Here is an 11,898-nt window from a genome sequence, read left to right on the forward strand (position 1 = left end):
AAACAACATGAGTTTAATTGCAATCGATTTAGATGGAACACTATTAAACCATCAAAATGAAATTAGCAAAGAAAATATAAGCGCTATCAAGCATGCGCAAGATAATGGAATAGAAGTGGTCATATCAACAGGTCGAGCCTATTTTGATGTGAAAAACATTTGCAAAAAGGCCGAACTATCAACCTTTGTAATTGGAACAAATGGTGCAACGATTCATTCAAAAGATGACAAACAAATTGATAGCACAATGATAGATAAAAGCAGTGTCCTTTCTATACTCCAGTGGCTAGATGAACGTGAATACTACTATGAAGTTTTTACAGATAAAGCTATATATGCTCTAAAAAAACGCAGAGACCATTTTCACAATGAAATTCAAAGCCTTAAAAACAGTAATTTAGACGAAGAAATGAAAGAAATTGTCCATGAAGCCGAAAGGCAATTTGATCAATTTGGTTATGTTTTAGTTGAAAACTATCATGATATCTTAAATAAAGAGGAAAACTTTTATAATATTTTGGCATGTTCCTTTGATCAAGAGAAACTGATTAAAGCAAAAGAACACATCCAAAGTCTTGATAGTGTAATGGCCGTCTCATCAGCTGAACATAATATTGAAATAACAAATAGTAACACTTCAAAAGGAATTGCGCTTGAAAAATTGGCTGTTTTATTGAACTGTTCCCTTAATCGTTCAATGGCTATTGGTGATAGCGAAAATGATATATCCATGATGAAGAAAGTTGGCTATAGTATTGCAATGGGGAATGCAAAGGATGAGATTAAAGAAATTTGCACCGCTACCACACTAACAAATGATAAAAATGGTGTAGCTCACGCAATTTACCTATACCTTGAGAATATTGTAATACAAAAATAACCTGCTAGTATGGCAGGTTATTATCTTTATATGCATTAGTTTTGTGATTCGATTAAGATACTCTAGTAATAAACTAGTTAAAAAAGTTAATTTGATCAGATTTTGTTTTTTTAGATATTGGGCAAATAACCTAGGGAATTTCCCTTAATATTGAATCGTAATCAATTTATAATGTAGCAACAAAAGGAGAGCCATCAAAATGGCATGGATATATTTGATCATTGCAGGATTTTTAGAAATAGTATGGGTTGTAGGTCTAAAATATTCAGACGGATTTACAATACTCATCCCCAGTGTATTAACGGTGGGAATCATTATTTTTAGTTTTTTCTTATTATCAAAAGCATTACGTTCCATTCCAATCGGAACAGGATATGCTATTTTTACGGGTTTAGGTACGATCGGAACCACTGCAATTGGCGTTATTTTTTGGGGAGAGCCCATCAATGTGTTAAAAGTGCTTTTTATTATGTTAATGGTTATTGGAATCATTGGATTGAAATTGATTCCAGAAGGTGTCGGGACACAAAAGAAATATACAAAGGTAGGTGAATAGGAGGATGTCTTGGATTCTTCTTCTTATCGCCGGTTTAGCTGAAATTGGTAGTGTCGTAAGCCTTAAGAAAGCTAATGGATTTACAAAATGGCTCCCTTCAATATCCTGTCTTTTTTTTGGAAGCTTAAGCTTTTATTTTCTTTCACTTTCATTAAAAACACTTCCCATAGGGCCAGCATACGCAATTTGGACAGCCATTGGCTCTGTAGGAAGTGTACTATTTGGAATGATTTTTTTCCAAGAATCTAGAGATAGAAAAAGAATTGCTTTAATCATTTGCATTCTAATTGGAGCAATTGGTGTTAAAATAACCTCAGGACATTAAAACCATTAGGACCCGTCGAATTCCAATATAAAAGGAGAAAAGTGATGAGTGCATTTCAGATAGATGGAAAAACAGTAGAAGATTTGAAAAAAGAGTATCCTTTACTGAAAGAGTTAATAGCAACAAAGGAAATATTTTGGACAAATCCTAAATATGAATTGTTTCAAAATGGAATGAGGAAAACAAAGCTGAATGAAATAGATGTAAAAGAGGCGGAGGAGAGATTAGTACGATTCGCTCCTTACATTGCTAAAGTCTTTCCAGAAACAAATAAGTCTAATGGAATTATTGAATCTCCAATCGTTAAAATTCCATCGATGAAACAACATTTAGAACAAGTTCATAATCTTCAAATACCAGGGGAATTTTTACTAAAATGCGATAGCCATCTTCCTATTTCTGGCTCTATTAAAGCAAGAGGTGGTATTTATGAAGTTCTAAAACATGCAGAAAAATTACTTCTAGAAAAAGAAATGCTTACGATGAAAGATGATTATTCTATAATTGATAATGAGAAATACAGAAACTTCTTATCGCAATACTCCATTGCAGTGGGATCAACAGGTAATTTAGGACTGAGCATTGGAATAATGAGTGCAAAAATGGGCTTTAGCGTAACAGTTCATATGTCAGCAGATGCAAAGAAATGGAAAAAGGATCTCCTTAGAAGCAAAGGAGTAACCGTGATTGAATATAAGGAAGATTATAGTCAGGCAGTAGAAGAAGGCCGAAAGCACGCAAATAGTCAGCCAAACTGCTACTTCATTGATGATGAAAATTCTAGCGACTTATTTTTAGGCTATGCTGTGGCTGCTTCACGTTTACAAAACCAGCTAATGGAAATGAACATTACAGTTGATGAGGACCATCCATTATTTGTTTACCTTCCATGTGGAGTTGGTGGAGGGCCAGGCGGAGTAGCGTTCGGCTTAAAATTAGCTTATAAAGATAATGTCCACTGTTTCTTTGCGGAACCGACCCATTCGCCATGTATGTTACTTGGATTAGTAACAGGATTACACGATAAAGTTTCTGTTCAGGATATTGGCATAGACAACCTAACAGCAGCAGACGGACTTGCTGTGGGAAGACCATCCGGATTTGTCGGTCAAACAATCGAACCATTTTTAAGCGGTTGTTATACGGTGAGTGATGATGATATGTATAAACTGCTTAGTGCGATGATCGATTCAGAAAATATTCGCCTTGAGCCATCAGCACTTACGAGTGTGTTTGGCCCAATCCAATTACTTAAAGAAAAATCAGGACAAGAATATATAAAGCAACAAAATTTAGATGACAAAATGAAAAATGCTACACACATTATGTGGGCTACAGGAGGTAGTATGGTGCCTATAGAAGTGATGGAAGAGTATTATAAAAAGGGATTGGAATGTTGAGAAACAAATTTATTTTTTCTATACAGAAATAAGTCACATCCTTTATAATTAGACATTACCCGTATACATTTTCAACTATGACAAAATCATAGTGCATACTTTAACTAACGTGAATAATATCCGCAATCAATGCTTAAATCCAATACGAAAAACATAAAAGGCCCTAACATATCACCATAATATGTTAGGGCCTTTATTTAAAAAAACTTGTATAGCTATCTAGGTTGATGAGGAATTAGCGTAGACTCCTGCGGGAAAGCGAGAAAGGTGAGACCCACAGTGAACGAAGTGAGCGAGGAGGCTCAACGCTCGCCCGCGGAAAGCGAAGCTAATTCCACATCATGCAGCAAACAGATTAATATTATTCATATTTGTATTTTGCTTTATGAAATTGATTCTATATATCTTTACAATTAAAAAAGCAGTTGGAAGAAAAGATATTCTCTCATCCAACTACTTCTTTATTGTTATTGAAAAGCAAATTTTATAAGTTAGGTTTTAAACCTGTATTTGCTTTAACTTCAACTTCAGCATATTTTTTAGCATCAGATTTTTGACCAACAAGTGAACCAATAAAGCCTGCTAAGAAACCAAGTGGTACAGATACAATCGCAGGATTTGTAAGAGGGAATAATGGTGTACCTGTTAGAATTGCGGCACCATCTGGATTCCAAATGTTAGGGCTTAATGATACAAGTACTAAAGCTGAAACTAAACCTGTTACCATTGCAGATACTGCACCAGTTGTATTGAATTTTTTGTAATAGATTGTATAGATGATTACTGGTAAGTTTGCACTTGCTGCGATACAGAATGCAAGTGATACTAAGAATGCTACGTTTAAAGTTTGAGCACCTAGAGCAAGTAAGATTGAGAATACTGATACACCAATTGATGCAAAGCGAGCAGCTTTCATTTGTTGCTTTTCAGTAACATTACCTTTTTTGATAATTTGTCCATAAATATCGTGAGCGAATGCAGATGCACCTGATAGTACTAAACCAGCAACTACTGCAAGAATTGTTGCGAATGCAACAGCACACACAAATGACATTAGTAAGTCGCCGCCTAAAGCTTCAGCAAGTAGGGGAGCAGCCATGTTACCAGCAGGGTTTGCAGCAACAATTTTCTCAGCTCCAACAAATTTTGCAGCACCGAATCCTAAGAAAATAGTTAAGATGTAGAAGATACCTACAATCCAAGTTGCAGTAACTACTGAACTACGAGCTGTTTTTGCATCTTTTACTGTGAAGAAACGCATTAAGATATGAGGAAGACCTGCAGTACCTAATACCAATGCGATCATCATTGATAAAGTATCAACACCATTAGAATATTTTACGCCAGCATTTAAGTATGCTTCTCCATGAGGAGTTGCTGTTTTAACTGATGAGAACATTTCTAAAATATTGAAATTGAATTTCATTAATACAAGGAATGAGATAATGACAGTACCAATCATTAATAACACAGCTTTAATAATTTGTACCCAACTTGTTGCAGCCATACCACCCCAAAGAACATAGATAGTCATCATGATACCAACAAGTAAAACTGCTACCCAATAATCAATACCTAATAATAATTGAATAAGTGCGCCTGCACCAACTAACTGTGCAATCATGTAGAACAATACAATTACAATTGTACTAACAGCTGCTGTTCCACGAACTTTTTTCTGATCAAAACGAGCAGTAATCATATCTGCTAAAGTATAACGACCAAGATTTCGTAATGGTTCAGCAACAATATATAAAACTACTAAGTAAGCAACTAAATAACCAATACTATAGAAGAAACCATCAAATCCAAATAGAGCAATTGCACCAGCGATACCTAAGAATGAGGCTGCTGATAGGTAGTCACCAGCAATAGCAATACCATTTTGCCAACCAGTAAGTCCACCACCTGCAGTATAGAATTCACTTGCAGAATTAGTTCGTTTTGATGCAATGTAAGTTACAACTAATGTTAAACCTACGATTGATACGAAGAATATAATCCCCATTGTGCTCATTAATATCCACCATCCTTAGCCTTTTCAACGATTTTATTTGCATCTTCATCAAATGAATTTGCTTTTTTAACATAAGTCATACATAATACCCATGTCATGATGAATAGGCCAAGTGAATAAAGCCATACCCATGTGATATCTCCAATTGCTTTTCCATCTAAAACTGAAGTAAATGAAGTTAAAATAGGAAGTAAAATATAAAGTCCTAAAAATAAAATGGAAATAGGTAAAATAAATCCGCTTTTCTTTTTTACAAGCGCTTTAAATTCAGAACTTTCAGAAATTGATACATACTCTTCTGGAGTATAATCTTTTTTCGGCCCTTTACCCGATTGCCTTGTAGCTTTCTCTTGTCCCAAAGCATGATCTTTTTGTAACGTATTTGATAGATCTTGACTCATATCAAATCCCCCTTTGTTTATTCGTGACTTTGGAAGTGCTTCCAAATCCTTAAAATAATAATATTCAAATTTGACGAAAATAGCAACGTTTTTTTAGAAAAAATAATTATTTTTCTATTTTATGTATATTTTTTTCTTCTTAAAGTAAAAAATCCATCATCCGAGAAAGCTGGGGATGATGGATTTGATGCAAAAAGTCTTGTTTTTCTAAACAATCTGTATAAGTTAAAAAAATTGTATAATATTTTAGCTTAAAAAGCAATATATTGTTTTATCGAGAAAATAGTTAATTTACTGTAGAATGATTTTCATCGACGACAATAGATTCCAACGTATTAGATGACCATTTATAAATAATAATACCTATTGTCGTAATTCCTTCAGCTATAGGAAACGCTAACCAAATGTAATTACTATTTAACATTGAAGGTAGAATATAAAGCAATGGTAAGAAAAGTACTAAACTTCTCATCACGATAATCAGCATGGATAATCTTATCTGTTTGATCGCTTGATAATATTCTGCGTGTATTAAATTAAAGCTTAAAAACAAATAACCAATGAAAAATAAGTCAATACCATTTTTGGTAAATTCAATTACTTCGGGATCAGTAACACCAAATAAAGCTATTAGCGGTTTTGATAGGAACCAACCTATTAGTAAAATACTCCCGCCAAATATCATTCCTGTTTTTATCCCTAATTTTAAAACTTGTTGCAATCGTTCTTTTAATTTCGCGCCATAATTAAAGCTTACGATTGGTTGAATTGCTGCACCTATTCCAATGAAAATCATAATAAAAACAGCGTGTAAATAGTTTACAATAGCATAAGAAGTAACACCGATTTCACCTACAAAATGACTAAAAGTAATATTATACCCAACAACTACAATCGCAGCTGATCCTTCTGTTATAAAGCTTGGAGAACCTATCTTAAGTATTTCTGAACAAGTTTTCATTTCAAAATGTAACTTGGTAAACTTTAAATTGCTCTTCTTATTGAAGAAATGGATAATTAATACGAGTAAACCTACAACCGTCGATAGAGCAGTTGCATAAGCTGCACCTTTCACACCCAAACCCATTCGAAAAACAAAAATATAATTCAGGATAATATTCAATATGGATGTTGTGATTAATCCGATCATCGCTAATTTTGGATTACCATCATTACGGACAAAAATACTTAAGATATTTTCTAATACATAAAAAATCCCGAATAATAAAATTACATGTAAATAATCTTCAACATACGGAAGAACTTTTGTACTTGCACCAAACAAATAAGCAATTTGTTCCTGCTTCCATAAAGAAAGCACGATCAAAACACCAACAATTATAATTGTCATCATCACACTCTGGGTAAAAATTGATCTCGCTTTGTCAAAATTGCCTTTTCCCATTTCAATTGAGTATAGAGTCGCGCCCCCCATTCCTATCCATAAGGATACAGAAAGTAAAATGGAGAAAATAGGAACCGCAATATTCACACCAGCAAGAGCTAAAGATCCTACTCCATTACTAACGAAAATTCCATCAACCAATACATTGACAGCCATTAAGACCATACCTAATAATGATGGAAATAAATATGATTTAAACAATTTGTTAATAGGTGTTTCTTGTAATTTTAATGTTGTTTCACTCATCATGTTCTCCTTCTCGGAGCAACACTTCCTTTCTTTTTTATACAATTTATGTTCTAATTAAATTCTAAAGTATACGGTAACCATACAGTCAATATATAAACGTCTAAATAAAAAAATAATTGAGGTGAAAACAATGACAGAATTTTTACATAAGTACTTTACAACTGGAGAATTCGCGAAAATTTGCCATGTAAAAAAACAAACATTATTTCACTATGATGAAATTGGTTTACTTCAACCAGAGATTAAACTTGAAAATGGCTATCGATACTATTCTTATCAACAATACGAAATTTTCATCGTCATTGAATTACTAAAAGATTTGAACATGCCTTTAAAAGAGATACGAAATTTTTTAAGAAATAAAACCCCTGATGAAGCAGTTCATTTATTACAAAATCAATTGATACAGATTGACAATAAAATACAAAAATTAAATCATACTAAAACAATTGTCAAAACAAAAATGCAAAATATTAAAGAAGCTATGAAAGTGAATCTTGAAAGCATTTCAATAGAAGAAATTGATGCATCAATTCTACTTATAAGCACCAACATATTAAATGCATCAGATAAGGAATACTTAAATGCAGTTACCGATTTTATAGATCTTTGCAACAACAATGAATTATATACAGGTCACCCAATTGGAGCCATTCTTTCGAAAGATCAAATGACCAAAAAACAATTTGGTAATTATAGTTATCTCTATACAATGATGCCCCAAGATTTTTTTAGTTCTTCAAAAATTGTGAAACCTGCCGGAACCTATGTGATTGGGTATCATAAAGGGGATGATGAAAATATTGAATCATCTTATATTAAAATTTTTGAATTTATCGAACTACATCATTTAAAAATGAAAGACTATTCATATGAGGAATATATTTTAGATGAAATTTCAGTTAATGGGGAAGAGAATTATGCTACCAAAATCATGATTCAAGTCGAAAGTGATTAAAATTAGTCTTCAATGTATAGAACTCTGCTTTAGTTAGCGTTAATTCTAATTAAATCGTATATTTTCTGTTATTTTTAGAATTCGAGAAATAACGACATTTTAAAGCGGATTTCGTATAGTTGTCCTTGGAAGTTCAAATTTAGACATTATGAAATATATACTCTACAGTTTAAAATTTGCTCTCTACTTGTTAGAAAATTAACCGAATTTAAAGCAATCAAAAAAGACTCGTTTTTCAACATTAACGAGTCTTTTTTGATGCACTATCAACTTGAATTATTTAACTTTTTCAACCTTTATTTCAAAACTTACATAAGGCTTTTGATCAATCGTAACATTAATTTTCCATAGACCTTCTTGACCGAACCCTAGTTTTACAGGGTTTATACCCCAATTCGTGAATTCTCCAATTTCAATTGTTTCCCCAGTATCCTTCTTAGTAGCTGTCATTTTAAGATTTTTATCTAGTAAATCTTTAGAATCATCTAATATATATATAGTGTAAAGTCTGCCTTGATTAGCAGGGAAGTCCGGTTCAATTGGTTCTCCATTTTCCCTTAAAAATCCAATTTTCCCTGGTACTCCATTTAAAGTTAAATTACCATGTTTAAAAGTTGACGATTCAGTGTAATTTGATTGATCCTCTTGAGAACACCCCAATAATACTGCACTTAATAGAAACAAAAAGAGGATGACTATAATTTTGTTTTTAAACATAAGATATTCACTCTCCATTTTCATTCAGATCTTTTCAGCCTTACTCATTAGTTGAACTATATGCAAAGTATTTCATTCATATCATTCCATTTAAGATATATATAACTCTTTTGGTACGAATAAATCACACGTTTGTAAAAGAAGGTTTTATCGATTTCATTTCTGGTGAGTAAAACAAAGAGGCTAGAATTCATTAAAAAAAGGTTCCCAAATGTATATTTGGGAACCTTTTTTATGATAAAATAATTGTAATTGAGGTGAATTACATATGAATCAACAAAAACCAAAGATTTTACGTGATTTTCTTATTTATTTGACAGCCATTAAAGGGAAGTCAAAACGAACAAGAGATGAGTACGATTATGATTTATCGTTATTTATAAAATTTATAACAGTTGTACAACATGACTTAGATATTAATCATCTTGAAGAAGTTGATATACAAAATATAACTTCTGATTTTTTTAAGGAAATCTCTTTAGAAGATATGTATTTGTTTTTGGAGTATTGTGAAGAACGTCGGAATAACTCTGCTTTTACTAGAGCTCGAAAAGTCGCTACATTGAAATCTTTTTTTAAATACTTAAAATCAAAACGACATATAATAGAAGAAAATCCTGCAGAAGATCTTGAAACGCCAAAAGTAAGTAAAAGACAACCTATCTATTTAAGTTTTGATGAAGCAAAAACTTTTATGACAGGGATTCAATCGAAGACACATTATGATCGTGACTATTGCATGATGACCTTTTTCTTAAATTTAGGTATTCGAGTTAGTGAACTATGTAATTTGAATTTAGATTCAATTCAAGAACGATTTATGACTGTAAGAGGAAAAGGGGATAAAGAGAGAACTGTTTATCTGAATGATGCATGTATTTCTACATTAAATGTATATTTAGATAATGAAAGACCACTTATTAAGAATCCAACAAACAATCAAGCGTTATTCCTTTCTCAGAAAGGAACTCGATTAACAAGACAACGAGTGGCTAAAATCGTTAAGGAAATTAATTATTCATCTGGTTTGGAAAAGAAGAAACTATCTCCACATAAACTTAGACACACATCAGCAACTATGATGTATAAAAGTGGTGCAGATATACGTAGCCTTCAACAAATACTAGGACATTCGAATGTCTCAACAACGCAAATTTATACGCATGTGGAAAATAAAGAAATTCAAAAAGTAATTGAGAATAATCCATTTAATATTTAAAACAAAATAATTTTATTATGTAAACTAATTGTAGGAATTTATATAAAGAAATATTAGTTGAGGAGAGGATATATGAAAAGTGTAATTTATGGTATTTGTATGATTTCTTACCTTATTGGCTTACTATTATTAGTAAATATTCTATTTGATTTTCAAAATACAACTTTGAATAATACCTATTACTCAGTGCTTTTTCCATTTTGTGGACTATTTCTTATTGGCTTCTATTTCTCTTTATTAAAACTATTTAAAAAGGTTCATGAATCAAATCTTAAAGTTAAAATTAGCAAAGCAAATAAGCTGTTTGGTCTACTAATAGGTATAATATTTTTATTAATGTTAACTATTAAGTTTAGCTTTAACCCATTTAATTTTATGGTAATAATCGCATTTATAGGATATGGCATTTCATTATTCTCAGGTTATCAATTGATTAAAGTAGAAAAAGTAAAAGCTAACTCAAATTAATTATTTGGGTTAGGCTTTTACTTTTTAATTTAAATAATTATTGATAGTTTACTGAATAATCTTCAGGTTTAATCATTTTTAATTTACGTTCAAATAATCGAAGTAATAAAGTATTAATAATTATTGGTAAAGCAATGAACATAATCATCATGATAATAACATTGTGTAAATTCCAACCACCTGCAGCTAGGTTAACGTAATTTAAAGGTCCAATTAGTCCTGCAAGTCCAAATCCTGCGCTGTAGGGTGTTCCGGTAATATTTAATATTCCTGCTAATGCTCCTAAGATTGCAGCAGTAATAATCATAGGAAAAGCGATTCTAGGCTTCATAAAGAAGTTACGCATTTGAATTTTCGGTGAACCCATGACATGGGCTAATGCAGTTCCTAGATTGTTTGCTTTATAACTTGCGATACACATTCCTACACCTGATGCCACTACACCAAGATTTGCTGCTCCAGCACCGACACCTGAAAGCATGATAACTGATGCAACACCAATCGTTGATAATGGTGATAAAATTAAAATACTAAAGATAACTGCGATAATTGCACCCATCAATACTGGTTGTAAATTCGTTACGTTGTCAATCACAACACCGACATAACCTGCACCATTTCTCACATATGGAAGAGTGAATACACCGATACCACCAGGAATAAACAATGATAATGCTGGCATTAATAGAATAGTGTAATCCTTAAAACGATCTCCGATAAATCGTACAAATAAAACAGCTAAACCTGCGGTAAGTCCTGTGTTAATCACGACACCAATTCCTTGCATTGTTATTGCGCCGCCTTCTCCCATTACCCAGACACCACTACCAACGAATGCAGCTAAACCAACACTGGCTGTTTGAATCGGTGTTAATTTAAAAGTAAGACCTATCATAACACCTGTGACAATAGGGAGAAGACTCATTGCTAATACTGAAATATCTAAAATATGTTGTAAGAACGGAACATAAGGGATAATTAATTTTAATATTTCTCCTACCAATGCGTTTGGAATAAGTGCTACGATAATTCCCAAGCTCATACCGGTAAGTAGCTTGTTGAAAAAGTCCTTCATATCTATCAATCTCCAATCAAGTGAGTAATTGTTCTAAATTATATAGCAATTTAAGTATCAGTCAATAATGAAAATTCTAAAAATTATAAACATATAACGTATTTTAGAAATAATTTACGTTTTCTAAGAAAATATTAAACTATTTAAGTTTATTTATTTCTGATAATTCAAACATTTTCAATGCTATATAAAATATTAATGATTAAAAATAATTTTATTATGTAAACT

12 protein-coding genes are annotated in these 11,898 nt (G+C 32.1%); 7 read left to right on the top strand and 5 right to left on the bottom strand.

Going from position 1 to position 11,898, the window contains the following annotated elements:
* The first annotated feature begins 7 nt into the window (after positions 1–7).
* The 4 genes from ABE048_RS04890 to ABE048_RS04905 all read left to right on the top strand — a co-directional run bounded on the left by ABE048_RS04890 (position 8) and on the right by ABE048_RS04905 (position 3,161).
* A complete protein-coding gene (locus ABE048_RS04890) occupies positions 8–880 on the top strand; it encodes a Cof-type HAD-IIB family hydrolase (protein ID WP_430309547.1) in 873 nt (290 codons plus the stop codon).
* 199 nt (positions 881–1,079) lie between these two features.
* A complete protein-coding gene (locus ABE048_RS04895) occupies positions 1,080–1,436 on the top strand; it encodes a DMT family transporter (RefSeq protein WP_430309548.1) in 357 nt (118 codons plus the stop codon).
* A gap of 4 nt (positions 1,437–1,440) precedes the next feature.
* On the top strand, positions 1,441–1,761 hold the full coding sequence (locus ABE048_RS04900) for a DMT family transporter (RefSeq protein WP_430309550.1): 321 nt from the start codon (positions 1,441–1,443) through the stop codon (positions 1,759–1,761).
* A 44-nt stretch (positions 1,762–1,805) separates the two neighbouring features.
* Positions 1,806–3,161: a D-serine ammonia-lyase gene (locus ABE048_RS04905; protein WP_430309552.1), complete on the top strand. Its 1,356-nt coding sequence runs from the start codon at positions 1,806–1,808 to the stop codon at positions 3,159–3,161.
* Between the two features lie 484 nt (positions 3,162–3,645).
* On the opposite strand, the gene ABE048_RS04910 is transcribed toward ABE048_RS04905, so the two are convergent.
* The 3 genes from ABE048_RS04910 to ABE048_RS04920 all read right to left on the bottom strand — a co-directional run bounded on the left by ABE048_RS04910 (position 3,646) and on the right by ABE048_RS04920 (position 7,230).
* A complete protein-coding gene (locus ABE048_RS04910; RefSeq protein ID WP_430309554.1) occupies positions 3,646–5,178 on the bottom strand; it encodes a solute symporter family protein in 1,533 nt (510 codons plus the stop codon).
* The gene (locus ABE048_RS04915) at positions 5,178–5,579 is read right to left on the bottom strand and encodes a DUF485 domain-containing protein (protein WP_430309556.1); all 402 of its coding nucleotides are present in this window, start codon (positions 5,577–5,579) and stop codon (positions 5,178–5,180) included. The genes ABE048_RS04910 and ABE048_RS04915 overlap by 1 nt, the downstream gene beginning before the upstream one ends.
* Before the next feature lie 286 nt (positions 5,580–5,865).
* Complete coding sequence (locus tag ABE048_RS04920; RefSeq protein WP_430309558.1) at positions 5,866–7,230, bottom strand: MATE family efflux transporter; 1,365 nt, start codon at positions 7,228–7,230, stop codon at positions 5,866–5,868.
* A 133-nt stretch (positions 7,231–7,363) separates the two neighbouring features.
* Here ABE048_RS04920 and ABE048_RS04925 point away from each other — a divergent pair, with 133 nt between their 5' ends.
* Positions 7,364–8,191, top strand: coding sequence for a MerR family transcriptional regulator (locus ABE048_RS04925; protein ID WP_430309560.1), 828 nt, complete (start codon positions 7,364–7,366; stop codon positions 8,189–8,191).
* A gap of 276 nt (positions 8,192–8,467) precedes the next feature.
* On the opposite strand, the gene ABE048_RS04930 is transcribed toward ABE048_RS04925, so the two are convergent.
* Positions 8,468–8,908 (bottom strand): hypothetical protein, encoded by a 441-nt coding sequence (locus ABE048_RS04930; RefSeq protein ID WP_430309562.1) that lies wholly within the window; start codon positions 8,906–8,908, stop codon positions 8,468–8,470.
* Positions 8,909–9,176: 268 nt separating this feature from the next.
* Between ABE048_RS04930 and ABE048_RS04935 the strand changes: the two genes are divergently transcribed.
* On the top strand, positions 9,177–10,127 hold the full coding sequence (locus ABE048_RS04935) for a tyrosine recombinase XerC (RefSeq protein ID WP_430309564.1): 951 nt from the start codon (positions 9,177–9,179) through the stop codon (positions 10,125–10,127).
* A 72-nt stretch (positions 10,128–10,199) separates the two neighbouring features.
* On the top strand, positions 10,200–10,595 hold the full coding sequence (locus tag ABE048_RS04940) for a hypothetical protein (RefSeq protein WP_430309566.1): 396 nt from the start codon (positions 10,200–10,202) through the stop codon (positions 10,593–10,595).
* Positions 10,596–10,632: 37 nt separating this feature from the next.
* Here ABE048_RS04940 and ABE048_RS04945 read toward each other — a convergent pair whose 3' ends face one another.
* On the bottom strand, positions 10,633–11,670 hold the full coding sequence (locus tag ABE048_RS04945; protein ID WP_430309568.1) for a PTS transporter subunit IIC: 1,038 nt from the start codon (positions 11,668–11,670) through the stop codon (positions 10,633–10,635).
* Between the last annotated feature and the right edge of the window lie 228 nt (positions 11,671–11,898).

Source organism: Rummeliibacillus pycnus (assembly GCF_050459865.1).
Classification (GTDB): domain Bacteria; phylum Bacillota; class Bacilli; order Bacillales_A; family Planococcaceae; genus Rummeliibacillus; species Rummeliibacillus pycnus_B.